15 protein-coding genes are annotated in these 20,164 nt (G+C 37.7%); 7 read left to right on the top strand and 8 right to left on the bottom strand.

Going from position 1 to position 20,164, the window contains the following annotated elements:
* Together IGK54_RS05905 and IGK54_RS05900 are read right to left on the bottom strand one after the other, a co-directional pair.
* Entirely contained in the window at positions 1–1,626 is a 1,626-nt protein-coding gene (locus IGK54_RS05905; RefSeq protein ID WP_010715143.1) for a glycoside hydrolase family 13 protein, read from the bottom strand.
* 27 nt (positions 1,627–1,653) lie between these two features.
* Positions 1,654–3,420 carry a glycoside hydrolase family 13 protein gene (locus IGK54_RS05900; protein ID WP_430603316.1) on the bottom strand — a complete coding sequence of 589 codons (1,767 nt, stop codon included), beginning with the start codon at positions 3,418–3,420 and terminating at the stop codon, positions 1,654–1,656.
* A gap of 259 nt (positions 3,421–3,679) precedes the next feature.
* On the opposite strand from IGK54_RS05900, the gene IGK54_RS05895 reads away from it, so the two are divergent.
* The 3 genes from IGK54_RS05895 to IGK54_RS05885 all read left to right on the top strand — a co-directional run bounded on the left by IGK54_RS05895 (position 3,680) and on the right by IGK54_RS05885 (position 7,226).
* Positions 3,680–4,930, top strand: coding sequence for an extracellular solute-binding protein (locus IGK54_RS05895; RefSeq protein WP_430603314.1), 1,251 nt, complete (start codon positions 3,680–3,682; stop codon positions 4,928–4,930).
* Between the two features lie 85 nt (positions 4,931–5,015).
* The gene (locus IGK54_RS05890; protein WP_002357775.1) at positions 5,016–6,359 is read left to right on the top strand and encodes a carbohydrate ABC transporter permease; all 1,344 of its coding nucleotides are present in this window, start codon (positions 5,016–5,018) and stop codon (positions 6,357–6,359) included.
* 3 nt (positions 6,360–6,362) lie between these two features.
* Positions 6,363–7,226: a sugar ABC transporter permease gene (locus tag IGK54_RS05885; protein ID WP_002360454.1), complete on the top strand. Its 864-nt coding sequence runs from the start codon at positions 6,363–6,365 to the stop codon at positions 7,224–7,226.
* 37 nt (positions 7,227–7,263) lie between these two features.
* Here IGK54_RS05885 and IGK54_RS05880 read toward each other — a convergent pair whose 3' ends face one another.
* A complete protein-coding gene (locus tag IGK54_RS05880) occupies positions 7,264–7,773 on the bottom strand; it encodes a MarR family winged helix-turn-helix transcriptional regulator (RefSeq protein WP_002365578.1) in 510 nt (169 codons plus the stop codon).
* 124 nt (positions 7,774–7,897) lie between these two features.
* Between IGK54_RS05880 and IGK54_RS05875 the strand changes: the two genes are divergently transcribed.
* From IGK54_RS05875 to IGK54_RS05865, 3 genes are all read left to right on the top strand, one after another.
* Positions 7,898–10,237 (top strand): ATP-binding cassette domain-containing protein, encoded by a 2,340-nt coding sequence (locus IGK54_RS05875; protein ID WP_010715140.1) that lies wholly within the window; start codon positions 7,898–7,900, stop codon positions 10,235–10,237.
* A 118-nt stretch (positions 10,238–10,355) separates the two neighbouring features.
* Positions 10,356–10,856 (top strand): plasmid sex pheromone cAM373 precursor, encoded by a 501-nt coding sequence (gene camE, locus IGK54_RS05870; RefSeq protein ID WP_430603311.1) that lies wholly within the window; start codon positions 10,356–10,358, stop codon positions 10,854–10,856.
* A 196-nt stretch (positions 10,857–11,052) separates the two neighbouring features.
* Positions 11,053–11,514 (top strand): phage tail protein, encoded by a 462-nt coding sequence (locus IGK54_RS05865; protein WP_430603310.1) that lies wholly within the window; start codon positions 11,053–11,055, stop codon positions 11,512–11,514.
* 41 nt (positions 11,515–11,555) lie between these two features.
* On the opposite strand, the gene trxB is transcribed toward IGK54_RS05865, so the two are convergent.
* From trxB to IGK54_RS05845, 4 genes are all read right to left on the bottom strand, one after another.
* Entirely contained in the window at positions 11,556–12,470 is a 915-nt protein-coding gene (trxB, locus tag IGK54_RS05860; RefSeq protein ID WP_002357780.1) for a thioredoxin-disulfide reductase, read from the bottom strand.
* A 178-nt stretch (positions 12,471–12,648) separates the two neighbouring features.
* On the bottom strand, positions 12,649–13,071 hold the full coding sequence (locus IGK54_RS05855) for a cupin domain-containing protein (protein ID WP_142957627.1): 423 nt from the start codon (positions 13,069–13,071) through the stop codon (positions 12,649–12,651).
* An 819-nt stretch (positions 13,072–13,890) separates the two neighbouring features.
* On the bottom strand, positions 13,891–14,598 hold the full coding sequence (locus tag IGK54_RS05850) for a GntR family transcriptional regulator (RefSeq protein WP_002357800.1): 708 nt from the start codon (positions 14,596–14,598) through the stop codon (positions 13,891–13,893).
* A 206-nt stretch (positions 14,599–14,804) separates the two neighbouring features.
* Complete coding sequence (locus IGK54_RS05845) at positions 14,805–19,052, bottom strand: 2-hydroxyacyl-CoA dehydratase (RefSeq protein WP_142956661.1); 4,248 nt, start codon at positions 19,050–19,052, stop codon at positions 14,805–14,807.
* 175 nt (positions 19,053–19,227) lie between these two features.
* Here IGK54_RS05845 and IGK54_RS05840 point away from each other — a divergent pair, with 175 nt between their 5' ends.
* Entirely contained in the window at positions 19,228–19,839 is a 612-nt protein-coding gene (locus tag IGK54_RS05840; protein ID WP_002357803.1) for a TetR/AcrR family transcriptional regulator, read from the top strand.
* Positions 19,840–19,894: 55 nt separating this feature from the next.
* Here the strand turns inward: IGK54_RS05840 and IGK54_RS05835 are convergent, their stop codons facing one another.
* On the bottom strand, positions 19,895–20,074 hold the full coding sequence (locus tag IGK54_RS05835) for a hypothetical protein (RefSeq protein WP_002357804.1): 180 nt from the start codon (positions 20,072–20,074) through the stop codon (positions 19,895–19,897).
* Positions 20,075–20,164 lie beyond the last annotated feature (90 nt).

Below are 20,164 nucleotides of genomic sequence, written 5' to 3'. Positions count from 1 at the left end.
TTATTGACTCACTTTCACAACAAATGCTTGCCAAGGCGCTAACGAATAGTCTGCTAAAGCAGTGACATCTGTCGGCATATTTTCAATCATTACTTGTTCTACATGAACGTCTGCAGAAAATGGCTGAACTTTGTCAGAAAAGTTCGTTACAACAAGCCAGCGTTCCTCACCATAGGTACGATAAAAACTGATCACTTCCTCCACTGTTTCTAGCAATTCAAAGTTGCCCCAAACAATTAAAGGATGTTCTTTTCTCAAACGAATCATTTCTTGGTACGTATAGAATAGTGAATTTTTATCTGCCAAAGCAGCAGCGACGTTAATCGTTTGATAATTAGAATTAACATCAATCCAAGGTGTACCAGTCGTAAAGCCCGCATTTTTTTCAGCAGTCCACTGCATAGGCCGGCGTGCATTGTCGCGACCTTTAGTATTAATTTTCAGCAAAATTTCTTCTTTAGAATATCCTTTTTCTAGATACTCATGGTACATGTTAATCGTTTCGATGTCCCGCGCTTCGCGAATATCTGTAATCGGCGTATTGGTCATACCAATTTCTTCCCCTTGATAAATATAAGGTGTGCCTTTCATCATGTGCAGTAAAATAGCGAATAACTTACTACTTTCCAACCAATGTTCCTGATCATTTCCCCAACGCGAAATCATTCTCGGTAAATCATGGTTATTCCAAAATAAAGAATTCCAGCCATCATTTCCTAATTCTGTTTGCCATTTTGCAAAAACCTGTTTCAACTTGGCAACTTCCATTGGCTGAAGGTCCCATTTTTCTTTACCTGGTTGTTGATCCAAGCTCATATGTTCAAACTGAAAAATCATAGATAATTCATGACGCTCTGGACTAGAGTACATTTTTGCAATTTCAGGTGTGGCCCCCCATGTTTCACCTACAGTTAACAGCTCTTTGCCTCCAAATGTCGCGGCGTTCATTTCTTGTAAATAACGATGTAAATGAGGTCCATTCGCGGTGATCTCTTCTCCTGGAATTTTACCCACTAAGTCAATTACATCTAAACGGAAACCGCCAATTCCTTTATCAATCCAAAAATTCATCATCTCGTAAACCGACTGACGCATTTGTTGGTTTTCCCAATTTAAATCTGGTTGTTTTTTACTAAACAAATGCAAATAGTATTGCCCACTCGCTTCATCAAACGTCCACGCCGAACCCGAAAAGGCAGATTTCAATCGGTTAGGCACACCGCCATCTGAAGCAGGATCAGCCCATACATAATAGTCTCGGTAGGGGTTCTCCTTGCTTTTTTTCGCTTCAATAAACCAACGATGTTCATCTGACGTATGGTTAACAACTAAATCCATAATAATTTCAATCTTTCGCTTTTTCGCTTCCTCAATTAGACGATCCATATCCGCCATCGTCCCAAACTCTGTCATAATCGCTTCATAATCAGAAATGTCATAACCATTGTCATCATTGGGTGATTGATAAACTGGTGATAACCAAATAGCCCCAATGCCTAACGTTTCCAAATAATCCAATTTTTCAATAATTCCTGGTAAATCTCCAATGCCATCTCCATTGCTATCCTTAAAACTGCGAGGATAAATCTGATAAACCACGACTTCTTGCCACCAATGTTTTTCCATTCTTCTTCACATTCCTTTGCTTAATTATTATGCTTGATATAAAAGAAAACCTTTTGGTAAAACCATTATCTGTTCTGAAGCAGTTTCGATAGAAGAACTTAGCAAAACTTCTCGATCAGTTCTATCAACAAATTGTGTCTCTTGGCCAGTATTAAAAATCCCATAGATCGTTTGTTCCTCCAAACGACAAGCGAGTCTAATCAACCTCGTTTCAAAAGAAGTGCCTGTCCAATCGATTGTTCCACCAGAAAAAACAGCCGCATACTTTTTGCGAAGGGCAATCAATGATTTTACAAATTCCTTCAAATCCAAATCTTGCTGATTTTCCTCCCAAACCATACAACGACGACAATCAGGATCCATATCACCTGTCATACCAATTTCATCACCATAGTAAAGACAAGGGACGCCTGGTTGAATATACGTAAACGCTAATACTTGGCGCATCAGCTCTTTATCCTCTTTCGTTTCATGCAATAAGCGTGGTGTATCGTGGGAATCTAAAACATTAAACTGCATTTGATTCGTTTGTTGTCGATAGAGCATTAACTGGTTGTTCATTTCAGAGAGCATCTTTTCCAAGGACAGTTCTTGCTTGACAAAGTAGCCCATAATCGCATCTGTGTATGCATAATTCATCACTGCATGAAATTCGTCTCCTTGGAGCCAGCTTTGCGACGAGTGCCAAATTTCTCCTAAAATATAAAAATCTTCTTTTGCGTCATCACATGTTTGCCGGAATTTTTTCCAGAACGCATGATCCACTTCGTTTGACACATCTAAACGCCAGGCGTCAATATCATATTCCTCAATCCAATAACGAGCAATTTCTAAAAGATAGGCTTGCACTTCTGGATTTGCTGTATTTAATTTAGGCATATGCGGAGTGAATGCAAAAGTATCATAGGTAATGTTGCTCGCTTCTTCAAAATCAGCACTTTCTTCATAGCTAGCTGGAAACTCATTTACGTGGAACCAATCGGCATAAATTGAGTCCTGGCCATTTTTTAACACGTCTTGCCATTGAGGCGAAGTGTCCCCCATATGATTAAAAACGGCGTCCAACATAATCTTAATGCCCCGTCGATGACACTCTTCGACTAAACGCTTAAAGGTAACGCCATCACCAAAAGCTGGATCAATTTTTAAATAATCAATCGTATCATATTTGTGATTAGAAAACGCTTCAAAAATCGGGCAAAAATATAAGCCATTAACACCTAAATCTTCAATGTAATCAAGATGATCTAGCACCCCTTGCAAATCCCCACCAAAAAAATCTTGTCGATCTGGTCTTTTAGATCCCCACGGTAACGTCCCTTCAGGATCATTGGCAGGATCACCATTTGCAAAACGCTCTGGAAATATTTGATACCAAACCGTTTCTTTCACCCATTCAGGTGCTTTAAAACGATCGACTTCATGAAAATACGGCATCCGAAAATAATTATTCGCCATCTCTAAATACTTTTCTTCTAAAGGATAAATGCCGTGTTCGCCATAAAACGCCGTCAAGCCATCCGTCCCTACTAAAGTAAAAGCATATGAAAGGCGTTTAAATTTTGCACTTAATGCAATAAACCAGTAATCATATAACTCCGTAGATACTAACTTCTCCATGGTTAACGACTGTTGGTACCACTTTTCTTTCCCTAAAAGATAAGGATCTCCTTGCACTAATTGGACAGAGGCAATGTCGCCTTTTGCCGTACGCAAACGAATATGCATGGTTTCTTCTGTATAAAGATAAGCAAATTCACTTTCTGGACGATGGTAGATTGCAGCAGTGTTCATTTAATTCTCTCCTTTAATTGTCGCTTTTCGTGTATTTTCTAATACTCGAACACATTTTAGCGCAAACGATTGCATTTGTATACCCTTTTTTATTTTTTTATTTAAAATGCTCAATTAGTGGTATACACCACTTTAAATAAACAGTATGTTATTTATAACAAAAAAACTTTTTTAACTTTCTCGATGAAAAACACTTGATTATTTCCGCAATCGGTTGCATAATAAGGCTTGTAAAAAATAATTTTTGGAGGGTTCAAAAATGAAAGCGAATTGGAAAAAGATTTTAATGGGCGGTATCCTTTTAAGTGCTTCCGCGGTTTTACTTACTGCCTGTGGTGGCGCAGAAAAAACGAAAGCCGGAAATGAAAGCGGTTCAGCAAATAAAGCAGCTGGTGACGTAAAATTATGGGTTGATACTGAATATATGGGCGTCTTTAAAAAAGTTGTCGCCGATTTTGAAAAAGAAAACCCCGATATTAAAGTTAACTTAACTGCTGGAAATTCGGCAGATGCTAAAAAAGACATTGCAAAAGATCCTAAAGCTGCCGCAGATGTTTTCATGATGCCACATGATCAAATTGGTCAAATGGCAGAAGCTGGTCTGATTTACCCTAACACAAAATATGAAAAAGAAGTCAAAGAAAACAATATCGACTCGGCAGTCGCAGGAGTCACTTGGAAAGACAAAGTCTATGCCTACCCTTATGCCGTAGAGTCACAAGTTCTTTATTATAACAAAGATACGTATTCTCCAGAGGAAATCAAAACTTGGAAGTCTTTAACTGAAAAAGGCAAAATCGGTACCAATTTTGGCGAAGATGGCGCAAATTATATCTTCGGTCCTCTATTTATGAGTAACGGCGATTACTTATATGGTGAAAATGGCGAAGATCCAAAAGGTACCAACTTTAACAACCAACAAGGTATAGAAGTATTACAATGGATTGCCGATCAAAAAAATAATCCTGGTGTGATCCAATCAAATACAGAAGCATTGTCTAATCTAGGTTCTGGCAAAACGGATGCCTTCCTTTCTGGTCCTTGGTCTAAAAACGATGTAGAAAAAGCTCTTGGCGACAAAATGGGGGCCGCTGCCTACCCAACCATTGATTTTGGCAATGGAGAAAAACAAATGAAAGCTTTCTTGGGCGTTCGTAGTTTTGCTGTCAACCAACAAACACAAGCACCATTGGCCGCAATGACATTAGCAAACTATTTAACAAGTGAAAAATCACAAATGACTTACTTCAAAGAAATCGGTTTTGTCCCTTCAAACAAAAAATTACAAACAAACGAAGAAATTACACAAGATACTGTTGCAAAAGCTATCTTAGAAATGGCGCAACCAACCCACTCTGTGGTAATGCCAAAAATCCCAGAAATCGTTTCATTCTGGCCTGCGATGGATGCAGTGATCAATGATACGTACAAAGGCAATATCAAACCTGCGGATTATCAAGCAAAATTAGATAAATTAGTCCAAGACACATCAAAAGAAGCAAAAGAATAAAAAGAGTAAAGAAATGGGACGAGCTTCAATCTGCTGTCCCATTTCCTCTATCTTTTTTATTTAAGTAGAAAGTGAGTGAACGAAGATGTTCAAGAAAAAGAAAGCCCAGACGTCATTTCGAGAGGTCTTTAAAAAAGGCGACTTCGCTACAAAACTATCTTTTTTAGTTATGGGTGCTGCAAACTTCGCCAACAAGCAGTGGTTAAAGGGAATCATCTTTTTAACAGCTGAAATCGGCTTTATCTATTGGTTAATCCGTAATGGTTTCCACGCATTAATGATGCTAGGAACACTAGGGACCCAACAGCAAGGATTAGTATATGATGATTCTTTAGGGATTGAAGTTCTAAAAGAAGGCGATAATTCAATGCTCTTATTATTATTCGGAATTGCAGCAATTTTAGTCTGTTTATCGCTAATCATTTTATATGTAATCAATTTAAAAAGCGCCCGTCACCTATATGAATTAAAGACAGCCGGCAAAAAAATTCCAACAACTATGGATGATTTACGTAGCTTGTTAAACGAGCGTTTCCATGCAACTTTAATGACGATTCCCTTACTAGGCGTTCTTTTCTTTACCATCTTGCCGTTGTTGTATATGATTTCAATTGCCTTTACCAACTACGACCATAACCATTTGCCACCGAAAAACCTTTTTACTTGGGTTGGCTTGGCAAATCTAGGTAATGTAATCACAGGCGATATGGCTTCAACGTTCTTTCCAGTACTTGGCTGGACCTTGATTTGGGCTGTTTTCGCAACCGCAACTTGTTTCTTTTTTGGAATCATTTTAGCCTTGCTTATCAATACAAAAGGCTTAAAATATAAAGCGTTTTGGCGGACTATTTTTGTTATCACGATGGCCGTACCTCCGTTTGTTTCACTTTTAATTATGCGAAACCTCTTAAATGGTTCTGGACCTATCAATGCTCTGTTGTTAAATTGGGGCTTAATCGATTCTTCTATCCCCTTCTTAACAGATCCGAATTGGGCAAAATTAACCATTATTGTTGTCAATATGTGGATTGGTATTCCTGCTACGATGTTAATCTCTACAGGGATTATCCAAAATCTCCCTGAAGATCAAATCGAAGCTGCTAGAATTGACGGCGCCAATAAATGGCAAATTTTTAAAAGTATTACGTTTCCACAAATTCTATTTGTGATGACCCCGGCGCTAATTCAACAGTTTATTGGCAACATCAATAACTTCAATGTCATTTATCTATTAACAGGTGGTGGGCCAGCCAATTCTAACTTCTACGGTGCAGGCTCAACTGACCTTTTAGTTACCTGGCTATACAAATTGACTGTCGATACAATGGATTACAATTTAGCCTCTGTGATTGGTATTTTAATCTTCATTCTCTCCGCAGTCTTCAGTTTAATTGCCTATACACGGACGAATTCATTTAAGGAGGCGTAACTTATGGCTAAAGCAAAAAGTTACCAGAAAAAACAACGCACTGCACTTACCAGCGTTTACATCATTCTAACCATTTTAGCAGTTTTTTGGATGTTCCCCATTGTGTGGATTATCTTAACAAGTTTTCGTGGCGAGGGCGGTGCATTTGTTCCCTATATCATTCCCAAAACATTCACTTTAGAAAACTATAAAGTATTATTAACAAATCAGACTGGCAACTTCCCCTTTGTCCGTTGGTTTTTGAACACCTTGTTCGTTTCCATCGCAAGCTGTCTGTTATCAACTTTCATTACAATCGCAATGGCTTATGCGCTGTCCCGGTTGCGTTTCCGCTTAAGAAAACCATTTTTAAAAGTGGCGCTCGTTTTAAATATGTTCCCTGGTTTTATGAGCATGATTGCCGTTTACTATATTTTAAAAGCCTTAAATTTAACTGAAAGTTTATTCGCTTTAATTCTGGTTTACTCTGCAGGCTCGGCGCTAGGTTTTTACATCGCCAAAGGGTTCTTCGATACCATTCCGATGGCTTTAGACGAGTCGGCTATGATTGACGGTGCCAACAAGTGGCAAATTTTCACAAAAATTACGTTGCCATTGTCGAAACCAATTATTGTCTATACTTCTTTAACCGCCTTCATGGGCCCTTGGATGGATTTTATTTTCGCAAAAGTTATTATGGGTGATAAAGTTGAAAATTACACCGTTGCGATTGGTCTCTTTTCGATGATGACCAAATCAACAGCCAATTCACTATTCATGGCTTTTACAGCAGGATGTGTGCTGATTGCCATTCCAATTACTATTTTATTTATATTAATGCAACGTTTCTATGTAGAAGGCGTGACTTCTGGCTCTGTCAAAGGCTAGAAAAAACATCGTTTGGTTTATAGCCAAACGATGTTTTTTATTTTTTGGCGTTGTTTTCCTTACACGTTTTTCTTCGTAGCGCTTGATAATTGGACAAAATTTTCATGACCGCCAAAAAGTGTTGATTGACCTCTTGATAATCCTCTAAGGAAAGAACACTAAGCGTTTCAGATAGTTGCTGTTTTACTTGATTTTCTTTTTGCTTAAAGAGCTTCTCGCCTTCTTTTGTCGTATAAACATTAACCACGCGGCGATTTTCTTGATTATGGCGACGTTGAACAATCGCTCGTTCTTCTAACCCCGCAATAGAGCGACTCACTTGAACTTTCGACGTTCCTACTTGGTTGGCTAACTCTGTCATACTGATTCCTTCATTCGTTGCCACAATTAATAAAATTAACATGTCTAACTTGGTTAATTTTAGATCCTCCAAGTCTAGGTCTTTAAAAAGCAATTGGCTCATATATGAAAAAATTTCAGTAAAGACACTAATATCTAAATTTGAAGAATGCTTCTCTTTATCCATATGTTCTCCCTCGTTTCCCACCTAGTGTATACTAAATTCACTTGATTATCAAATGGTAATGATTGATTTTTGTTAACTATTATGTTACGTTATACACTAACTTAAGGTTGTGTTGTTGATAAATTGGAAGAAGGATGCGAAAAATATGCTAGAACTCAAAGAGATAAAAAAATATTATACTGTCGGCGGAACGACCACTAAAGCTTTAGATGGCGTCTCTGTCGCTTTTCGAAAACAAGAATTTGTAGCCATTCTGGGTCCCAGCGGCTCTGGTAAAACGACGATGTTGAATGTGATTGGCGGATTGGACAATTACGATTCTGGTGACTTAATCATTAACGGCAAATCAACAAAAAATTTTAAAGAAGCCGATTGGGATGCTTATCGGAATAACTCAATTGGTTTTATTTTTCAAAGTTACAACTTAATTAGTCATCAAGGGATTTTGGATAATGTCGAGCTTGGTATGACACTAAGTGGTATTTCAAAAGCAGAAAGACGCCAAAAAGCCGAAGATGCACTCATCCGTGTCGGTTTGAAGGACCATATCCATAAAAAACCTTCCCAATTATCTGGCGGTCAAATGCAACGGGTTGCCATTGCTCGCGCTTTAGCTAATGATCCCGATATTTTACTTTGTGATGAACCAACTGGTGCATTGGATTCAGAAACCAGTCTGCAAATTATGGCACTTATCCAAGAACTTTCGAAAGAAAAATTAGTTATTATGGTGACCCACAATCCTGAATTAGCTCACGAATACGCTGATCGAATTATTGAATTTTCAGATGGCCAAATTCGTCATGACTCGCGTCCTCATATTGAACATGAAAAAAAAGAACCTTTCGAATTGAAACGCACCAAAATGAAATTCACAACTGCGCTGCGTTTGTCTTTTAATAATATCCGCACTAAAAAAGGGCGAACTTTTTTAACCGCCTTTGCTTCAAGTATCGGAATTATCAGTATCGCGATTGTCCTTTCTCTTTCAACAGGATTCCAGAAACAAATTGATAAAACTCAGTCGGAAACGTTAGCGCAATTTCCGATTACCATTTCTAAAATAGCGACAGATCAAGATCCAGAAAGTTTCAATAATCAGGACAAAAAAGGTACCTTCCCGAAAGAAAAAGAAGTGACTGCTAAAATTAGCGATGCGGACCGTGCGCAACACACGAATTTAATTGATCAAAAGTTTATTGACTATGTCAATCACATTGATCCTGAATTAAGTAATAATATCGGCTATACTCGTCTAGTCAATATGAACTTATTAAGAGAAATCAACGGGAAAGCACAAACTGTCAAATTTTCAAACGATGCACCCGACGGCCAATCAAACGCGATGGCTTCTATGATGGCTGCCCAAACTGGCGTCGGCGTTTCTGCTTTTCCTAAACAACTAGAAAATGGAAAAAACAATTTCTTAAAAGACAATTACTCGTTGCTTGAAGGAAATTATCCAGAAAAAGAAACCGATGTCGTTTTAATCGTCGATAGTAACAATACCACCAATATTAATGCTTTAAAAAATCTTGGCTTTGACGTGAAAGATAATCAAAAGATTGCCTTTTCAGACATTGTTGGCACAAAAATGAAATTAGCCAATAATAATGCATTTTACACCAAATTACCGACAGGCAACTTCATTCCTAACCAAGATTTGCAAGCTGTTTACGATAACCCAGAAAATACTGAATTAACAATTTCAGGGATTTTGCGAATTAAAGATTCTTCAACAATGAATCTATTAGCACCTGGAATTGCTTATAGCGATGCACTTTCAACTAATATGATTGCCAAAAACAAAACCTCTGACATTGTTAAAGCGCAAGAAGCCAGCAATACTAACGTTATGACTAACGAAACATTAGATGCTTCCGCGAAAGAAAACCTGTTGTCTTATTTAGGAGCGAATGAAATCCCTTCAAGTATTATGATTTATCCAAACGATTTCAAATCAAAAGATAAAATTCTTGATTATTTAGATGCTTATAACAAAGGAAAAGATAAAAAAGACCAAATCATCTATTCTGATTTAGCTGGAACAATGACCCGCTTAACAGGTGGTTTAATGGATGCCATCACCTATGTGCTGATTGCATTTGCTGGGATTTCCCTTGTTACAAGTATGATTATGATTGGGATTATCACCTATACTTCTGTCATTGAGCGGACCAAAGAAATCGGTATTCTGAAAGCGTTAGGAGCTCGTAAAAAAGATATTACCCGGGTGTTCGATGCCGAAACTGCTATTTTAGGCGTTGCCTCTGGTATTCTTGGTGTTGTGATTGCCTTTCTCGCAACATTTCCGATCAATGCAGTGCTCTATAACCTGACTGATTTAGAAAATGTTGCCACCTTAAATCCAATTCACGGAATTATTTTGATTGTAATTAGCACAATCTTAACCATGATTGGTGGCCATATTCCTGCCCGAATGGCAGCGAAAAAAGATGCGGCAGTTGCTTTACGTGCAGAATAAATAACAAAAAATAATCCTTTAATTTCTCTTAAAGGATTATTTTTTGTTTGTAATTTTTATAAAACCACCGTATACTAAATGATTGTGAATGCTTAATAAAAAGAAACGAGGTAATTTCATGTTAAAAAAACCATTTTTACTATTTTTTTCACTTTTAGGAGCTATTTTTATTTTAGCTAGTTGTGGCATAGGAAAAGATGCTGTCACAGATACTAAGTACAAAGTTAGTTTGCAGCAAGCTGCTGAAATCTACGAAAAAGAAGCTGGCAACAGCAAACCATTAGTAAATGTCCAATTTGATACAGAACCAGCAAGTGACTACAGCTATATCTTTACCAACGATACAGAAACACTTTACGTTAATCCTGAAACAGGAAAAGTCACCAAAAATACTGAAGCAAATCAACTTGGCGAAAACGAGACAGCCTTTTCAGCTGCTGAAGTCAAAGATTTAGGCGCTGTTAACGACGTCTTAGCCAAAGCAAAAAAAGAAGTTGGAGGACTTTCGCCACGTATTTTAACTTGGAAGTTAACCAAAAATAACAATAAACTTGTTTATACAGTAGATGTTAAAACAACTACGGCAGATGAAAAAGTTACCTTAGATGCCAATAAATAAGCACAAGCGTATAACTTATCACGAAATAACCAAATCTTAAAATACTCTTCGGGACAGAACCTACGCTTTCGGAAAGCTTAACATTTTCTGAAGCCGATCGTTCTGTCCCAATTTCATTCTTTTAAGCAATAATAATTGTTCGTTACCCCTGCTACCGTTATACTTAGTTTAAAAGAAAAGATGGGAGTATCAATTCATGGTTTATACAGTTGATTTTAAAGAAGTAGCCACTCTTGGTTTAGAAAGTTCACCAGTGGCACCTGCTCTTGCTGGACTAAGAGCGAATGAAGCTCGCTATTTTTGGAATAAATACAAACATCGCTTTACGACCGTCCCTGCCTCTGAAGCTCCAGAAACATTGGCCTGGATTGAAAAAATTTTATTAGAACGAGCGTTACATTTCCCTTACAAGCCACTTGAAATTTCTTCTTTCACTTTAGATGGCATAAAAATGGCCTATGTATTTTATGAAAACGGCTTAGCAGTTAACGTGATGTACACATTAGCTGAGGAAGGCAAACGCGCCGTTGGGTTTAAACTTTCAGATGGTATGGCAATCCCTGCAGAATTTGAAGGAAAATTCAAATTTGCTCGTCAAAAATCAAAATTAGCTGGAACCATTCGCGGCTCTTATTTTGTCATTAAAGGAACCTATTAAAAAATGCTTTTGCCTTTAATAATAAAGGCAAAAGCATTTTTTTATTTTAATTCTTCAATGTAGTTAAATACTTGTTGTCCAGCGATACCGCCTTCACCGACCGCTGTCGTGATTTGACGCAATGTTTTTTCACGGACATCACCAATGGCATAAACACCAGGGATTTTTGTTCTCATTTCTTGGTCTGTTTCAATCCAACCAGCCTCATTCGTAATACCAGCTTTCTTAAATGGTTCTGTTAATGGATCTAGCCCCACGTAAATGAACACGCCGTTTGCTTCAATTTCAGAAACTTCATCTGTTTTGACATTCCGGGCTTTCACACCTGTCACGACCATTTCATTGCCAACAATTTCTTCGACAACTGTATCCCAAACAAAGGAAATCTTTTCATTTGCAAAGGCACGATCTTGAATGATTTTTTGCGCACGCAATTCATCGCGACGGTGAACAATCACTACTTCAGAAGCAAATTGTGTTAAATAGATTGCTTCTTCAACTGCAGAATCGCCGCCACCAACAACTACTAAGCGTTTATTTTTAAAGAAGGCACCGTCACAAACGGCACAATAAGAAACACCACGGCCAGCAAATTCTTCTTCGCCTTTTACACCCAATTTTCGGTGTTCACAGCCTGTTGCAATAATTACCGCTTTAGCTTCATAAGATTTGTCATCACAAATCACTTCTTTATAGGATCCGTGGTCTTCAATACCCATCACAATGCCATACGCATTTTCCGTACCAAATTTTTCTACATTTTCATACATTTTATAGGCCAATTCTGGACCCATAATAGAATCAAAGCCTGGGTAATTCTCTACCTCAGCAGTGTTGTTCATTTGCCCACCAGGCGCACCGCGTTCAATCATCAATACAGAAAGATTAGACCGTGATGCATAAAGTGCTGCCGTCATCCCAGCAGGACCGGCACCAATGATAATTACATCATACATTTTATTTCCCCCAAAATTTTAAGTAAGTTTACTTTACTCCTTAAACAATTTCTTGTCTACTTTTCTGCCCTTTTTTGACATTCGGAGTAGGTGTGTCTATTACGTAAGTTATTGTACCACGGTTTTGTGTTTTCTAGGAGGGGGAAAAGAAAAGTTTAGAAATAACGATCACCACGAATCATTTATTTTTTAGAAGCCGTTGTACTGTCGCATCAGAGAATTCTTCTTTATCATTTTTTAAGCATTCCTGTTGGTTTTGCCCTTGTGGAACAAAACGAAATACAGTGAATGATGCAGATAACGTATCAGGATTACTAATCCGATGAAGACTATTATGCATCCGAATAAGTTCTCCTTCTGCACAAATTCTTGAAACAATTTGCTGATTTTCTACCTCTTCTACTTTCACTTTTCCCGACTGCACAAGTAAAACTTCTTCGATTTCGTGATGTTTATGCCAACCTTGCACAGTTTTTCCTGGCAAGCTATTTATATGTATTTCAAACTCTGGAAATAGAAAATAATTTACTTCTGTTCCATCTGGCTTTTTACGAAAGATGGCCTCGTCTCTTGTTAAAATTTCTATATATTTCTGTAACATGGCAGGCTCCTTTTAACTTTTTTTATAGCCGAAAGCTATTCTTTCAAACTAAGTTTGAAGCTACTTTCTGAAAATTCGAGTTCCTTTAAATATACTTTTATCACCATTTGAAAATCACTTTTTTTAAAACAATTGACTGCTCAGCATCAATCTTCACTAATCCATCTGTTCACCAGAAAAAATATAGTATTTCCGATTATTCACGAACTTATTATTCAACTTCAAAGGAAAATCAGTCAACACACAGCCCACATATCTAACATCAGAAACACTTCTACTTTTCTCAAGTACTGCTATGGTATACATTGACCTTACTAGTAACATTATAGCATCAAGTTTTAATCATATGTAGATTTTAAAAAAATTGATAGCACCCTAACAGATGTTTTCGTTGCTCATTTAATTTACATGATTATTTTTTAGATGCTAATTAAATGTTTGTCAGTAACCTGAATTTTTGATATTTTTATCCAAATTACTTATGTCGGTTTATCAATTAAAAAAAAGAATATAAAAAATGGACAAAAATGAACTACAGCCAAAAAAAGAATAAAAGCAAATAAACTAGCAGCTATTATAAGTTTATTTTTAACAATATTTATAGCGGGACAAACCATCTCACTTTTCTGGTATTCAGACTTGCTACTCTATTCAATATTTATTTGAATTGAGATGCTTTCACTAATTTTAATTTGAATTCTACCTGATAAGTTCATAAAAAATAACCTCCAAAAATTGTATTTTTCAGATACAACTTTTGGAGGTTAAAATATCTTACCTCAGCCTATTTCTTGGCATTTTTCTATACTTATCATTTCTCTACTTCTCTAAATAAAACTCAAATCGACTTCCTGCATACTGCGTACGAACATATTCAAAAGGTAGTCCGTTTTCAAAATAGGATACTTGGCGCACACGCAGAATCGCATCGCCTCGTTTAATCTCTAAATATTCTGCGATCTGTTCCGATGCTTGAACAGCAGAGATTGTTTGGTTAGAATGGCCAATTTTGTGGCCAGATTTGGCTTCAAGTGTTTTATAAAAAGAGTTCGTGATTTCAGATTTGCCATATTGCGAGACCAATGAATAAGGAATGCTCGCCACCTCAAAACAAATCGGAATGTCATCCGCAAAACGAATTCTTTCCATTCGTAAAATTGAATCTTCTGGACCTAGTTGTAATTTTTCCATCTCACTAGAACTAGGTTTCGCTACAAAATAAGACACCGTCCGACTAGAAGGAACGCGATTTTGAGACAAGGTAATTTCTGTAAAACTAGTGGTACCTGTCATTGTTTCTTGAACTTTCTTACGTGCTACATACGTTCCTGAACCAATTTTTCGTTCTAAAATCCCTTCGTCTGCTAAAGTCTGGATGGCTTGGCGTAAGGTCATTCGACTAACATCAAATTTCAAGGCTAATTCTCGCTCAGAGGGCAAACGATCCCCGATGCTCCAGACACCTTTTTCAATATCTTCTTTGATTTTATCGTGAATTTGAATATAAATTGGTATATTTTGAACCATTTACGCTTCCTCCTCTTCGTTCATCTCCTCTTCTATTATAACTGGTATAGACCGTGTAAACAACCAAAAAATGATAAATAAAAGAGGAATTGGAATTTTTATCAAAGTTGGTCTAGTTGCATGCTTTCTTTTTATAACAAAAACATTTGGCTTAGTCAGTAAAAAGTGACCAAGTCAAATGTTTTTAAACGAATTTCTATTAGTTATTATCTTTTTACATTTTCTTCTTTCAACAACTTGTTCGCTGTGGCCATCATCAAACGGATTCGGTTCAACTGATTAACCAAAGATACCCCTGGATCATAATCCACCGCCGCAATGTTTGCTTGCGGATATTGACGTCGTAGCTCTTTCACGACCCCTTTTCCAACAATATGGTTTGGTAAACATCCAAACGGCTGCATACAAACGATGTTATTCACCTCGTGTTTTAAGAGCTCAATCATTTCAGCTGTTAAAAACCAACCTTCACCCGTATGATTGCCAATTGATAAAATTTTACTTGCGTCTGCTGCCATATCATAAATGGAATGAATACCATCAAAACGGACCGATTTTCTCAATGCCTTATCCATTGGTTTTTCTACCAATTCAATGATTTTTATCGCAAATTCTGCTAAACGTTTGCTTTGTTTTGACATGCCCATATTTTCGTATTTCCAAATTTGATTGTACAAAGAATAGTTCATAAAGCCAACAATATCTGGTACAACTGCTTCAGCGCCTTCTTCTTCTAGCAAACGCACAATATCATTATTCGCTGTCGGCGAATATTTCACTAAAATTTCCCCGACCACACCGACTTTTGGTTTTTTTATCTCTTGTAAAGGAATTTCATCAAACGTCCGAATAATTTTTTTCATGAAGTGATTAAATTGTGTCAGCGAACCATTCCGGACATTGGCTTCCACTCTTTTTAGCCAATCTTGGTGCAGTTGATCCACCATTCCTTTTTCTGTTTCATAAGGTCTTGTTCGATAAACTACTCGTTCGAATAAGTCACCATATAAAAAGGCAACCACTAAGCGTTTGATCATTGGCAACGTAAATTTAAATCCTGGATTGGATTCGACCCCTTTATTGCCCATCGAAACTGAAACTACAGGAACTTGAGAAAAACCAGCATCATTTAAGGCTTTTCGTAATAAGGGAATGTAATTCGTTGCGCGACAACCGCCCCCTGTTTGCGTCATTAAGACACTGACATTATCCAAATCATATTGACCACTTTCCAAAGCTTCGACTAGTTGTCCGATAGAAATAATTGCTGGGTAACACGCATCATTATTGACATATTTTAACCCGACATTCACGGCTTCTTTATCCTGCGCAGGCAAACAGACGACATGATACCCAGAAGCTTGTAATGCTACATCGACTAATCCAGATTGATGAATCGGGCTAAGCATTGGTAACAGTAAGGTATGTGTTTTTTTCATTTGTTTTGTAAACACAATTTTCTCCGGCTCTTCCATTTGCATATGCGGAACAAACTGTTGCTTCTCCCGCTCATTGACAGCCGCTTTCAAGGAGCGCAACCGAATACGAATTGCGCCCAAATTCGCACCTTCATCGATTTTGAGGACTGTATAAATTTTGCCAGACCGATCCATGATTTCTTCTACTTGATCGGTTGTCACAGCATCTAAGCCGCAACCAAAGGAATTCAGTTGGACAAGTTCTAAATTTTTCGTCTTAGCCACTACTTTAGCCGCCGCATATAAGCGAGAATGATAGACCCATTGATTCACCACACGTAAATTCTGCACGTCTCCAAGATGCGAGATACTGTCTTCTGTCAAGACATGGAATCCTTCCTGTGTAATGACTTCGGCAATGCCGTGATTAATTTCTGGATCCAAGTGATACGGTCGTCCCGATAAGACAATTCCTCTCTGGCCTTTTTCAGTTAACATGGCTAACGTTTCTTCGCCTTTTTCTTGAATTTCTTTTTTAAAGGCTGCTAATTCTTGATAACCATGATGCAGCGCTGTTTGAATTTCTTCTAGGGAAATCCCTAAATCAGCAAAATTTTCAGCTAAAACTTTGGCAACTGCAGCTTCATTCGCTAAATTAAGATAGGGATTTCGATAATCTACTTGGCCCTCTCTGATGGCATCCACATTATTTCGAATGACATCTGGGTAGCTTTGCACAATTGGACAATTAAAATGATTATCCGCTTCCACTGTTTCTTGCTGTTCAAAAACGACACCAGGATAAAAGATGATTGGCACTTGCGCATCAATTAATGCTTGAATATGTCCATGCGCCATTTTCGCTGGGTAACAAACCGTATCACTGGGAATCGTTTCAAGGCCTTGTTCATAGATTTGCTTATTAGAACGTGGCGATAATTCGACCCGAAAGCCTAAGTCAGTAAAAAATGTATGCCACAAAGGATAATTTTCATACATGTTTAGGACTCTAGGGATACCCAAGCGCCCACGAAACGCTTTATTTTCCCGCAAAGGTCGGTACTTAAATAACTTGCGGTACTTATAATCAACCAAATTCACTTTGCGTTCTTCTCGTTTAATTTTAATTCGCGCACCACGTTCACAGCGATTTCCCGTAATAAATTGGCGCCCATCTGAAAACACTGTGACCGTTAATTGACAATTGTTTTCACACAAGCCGCAATGAGTAAATTCCTTTTCAGAGGTAAATGCCGCTAACTCTTCTAAAGAAAGAAGCGTGGTTTCTTCCCCAATTTCATAAGCGTCCAAAGCAATCAGCGCTGCCCCATAGGCCCCCATCAAACCAGCAATAGAAGGACGAACCACTTCACGACCGCTAATTTTTTCAAAAGCTCTCAAGACCGCTTCATTGTAAAATGTTCCTCCCTGGCAGACAATCTTTTCTCCCAACTCTTCAGGTCGGCGAACCTTAATGACTTTATAAATGGCATTTTTGATGACTGAATAAGATAGTCCAGCAGAAATATCGCCGACAGAGGCCCCTTCTTTTTGAACTTGTTTCACTTTTGAGTTCATAAAAACAGTACACCGAGAACCTAAATCAACAGGCGCTTGCGATTCTAAAGCCGCCAAAGCAAAATCCTTCACATTATATTTTAAAGATTGCGCAAAGGTTTCGATAAAAGAACCGCACCCAGAAGAACAAGCTTCATTTAATTGTATCGAGGAAAGCACGCCATTTTTAATGGTCATCGCTTTCATATCTTGTCCTCCGATATCCAAAATAAAATCCACACCTGGCTGAAAATGGTTGGCTGCTTTGTAATGGGCCATCGTTTCAACTTCACCAATATCGACTTTTAACGCATTTTTTATTAGCTGTTCTCCATATCCTGTAACAGCCCCTTTTCCGATAAAAACTTCTTCAGGCAGTTGTTGATAAAGTGATTTCAGTACTGTCATGGTGGTTTCTAAAGGTTGCCCTTGGTTATTACCATAAAAAGAAAACAACAAATGACCATCTTCATCAATCAATGTGACTTTTGTCGTTGTGGAGCCTGCATCAATCCCTAAAAAGGTCACGCCAGTATGTTGAGATAAAGGTTTCTCCTTTGCTTGAGCTTGCGCGTGTCTTTCTCGAAAATCTGCCAAATCTTCTGCGCTGTTAAATAACGGTGGTAACGTGTCGCTCGGCTGTAAATCAGTAGCCTGGCTGTTCACTAAGCGCTGAATTAATTCTTCCAATGTACATTCGGCTGCATCTTCTGAATAAAGTGCTGCACCCATTGCTACAAACAGTTGCGGTTGTTCTGGAAAAATAACATCTTCTGGCTGAATTGCTAAGGTTTCAACAAACCGTTTTCTCAATTCTGACATGAAAAATAAAGGTCCCCCTAAAAACGCTACTTTACCTTTAATTTTGCGACCAGCAGCTAACCCGGCGATTGTTTGATTAACTACCGCTTGAAAAATACTCGCCGCGATATCTTCTTTCGCTGCTCCTTCATTGATTAAAGGTTGAACATCCGTTTTGGCAAAAACCCCACAGCGGGAAGCAATCGGATAAATAGTTTGATAATTCTTCGCCAATTCATTCACTCCATTGGCATCCGTTTTAAGTAAAACAGCCATTTGATCGATGAAGGCGCCTGTCCCACCTGCACAACTACCATTCATTCGTTGCTCTAAAGCACCATCAAAAAAAGTGATTTTTGCATCTTCTCCGCCAAGTTCAATAGCAACATCCGTTTCTGGTATTATTGTTTCAACAGTTCGTGTACACGCGATAACCTCTTGAACAAAGGGAATCCCTAATACCTCAGCCAGCCCCATACCACCAGAGCCAGTTATGCTCATTGTCACAGGTTGGTCTGCACCGATCCTTGCTAGCCCTTCTTTTAAAATGCGTTCCGTTGCTGCTTTGACATCTGAAAAATGGCGTTCATATTTTGTAAAAATAGGCTGATTTTGTTTATTTAAAAATACTAATTTTACTGTCGTTGAGCCAACATCAATCCCTGCTCTCATAACCATCAATTAAAATACCCCTTCATTTCCCAACAGTTTGTTGATTATTATACAAACTGTTTGTTATAATAGATATACCTATTTTAGAAAGGTTCTAAATGATTTGCAACAAGCAATTTACCCTATTTTGTGAGATAAACAACAAAGTTTCCGCGAATGTTGACTATCTCGAAAGGAATTTATGATGGCAAAGAAAACAGACCTTAGAGTACAACGAACCAGAAAAATGATTATTGAAGCTTTTTTTAAACTTGTAGAAACGAAAGGCTACGAAGCGGTGACGATTCAGGATATTGCTGATGAAGCTATGATTAATCGTGCGACTTTTTATGCTCATTTTAAAGACAAACAGCATTTATATGATGCAATCTTCACCTTTACGCTTAGTGCTTTTACCGCTATTCTTGATTCGCAACAACTGGTTAATGGCAACCGTGTCCGCGTGAAGCACATTGAAGAACTTCTGACGCAGCTCTACATTAATATTCAAGAGAATAAATCTTTCTTCTTAACTATCATGGACAATAATTTCAACGAACACTTTCGAAAACGCTTAGCTGAAATTATCGAAGAAAAATATGCGACGATTTTTTCGCAGTTGCGTATTACCGAAAATGATATTGATGTACCGATAGATTTTGTTATTGAATACATGACCTCTATCTTCATCGGTACCCTTCATTGGTGGATTACTAGCGAAACGGATATGACACCCAACCACTTAGCCCAATTAGTTATCAAATTAGTTGGTAATGGTCATTTAACTGTCTTAGGCATCGAATTAGAAAAATAAAAACACCGGAGTAGACAATAACGTTGTCTGCTCCGGTGTTTCTGTTAAAGACGAGTTAGTTTTTTGAACGCCATTTGATATTGTGGGCTGTATTTCTTGAAGAAGTGACTTTAACACCACTTTTGATGTTACCTTTTTTACGAGGAATTAAGTCAACTTTGACATCATACTTACCATCGCGTGCTAAATCGTAAACATTTTCAACCATTTCTGTAATTTTTTCTTTAAAGTTCATTCTTATCAACTCCAGACTATTCTTTCTTAATACTTTAGCATATTCTTATATAAATGAAAACTTTTCTAGCCTGTACATGAGGAAAATCTT

Source organism: Enterococcus sp. DIV2384, assembly GCF_050534975.1.
In the GTDB taxonomy this organism is placed as follows: Bacteria; Bacillota; Bacilli; order Lactobacillales; family Enterococcaceae; genus Enterococcus; species Enterococcus faecalis.
The sequence above is the reverse complement of the archived record's forward strand: the minus strand, read 5'-3'. Positions and strand labels throughout refer to the sequence as shown.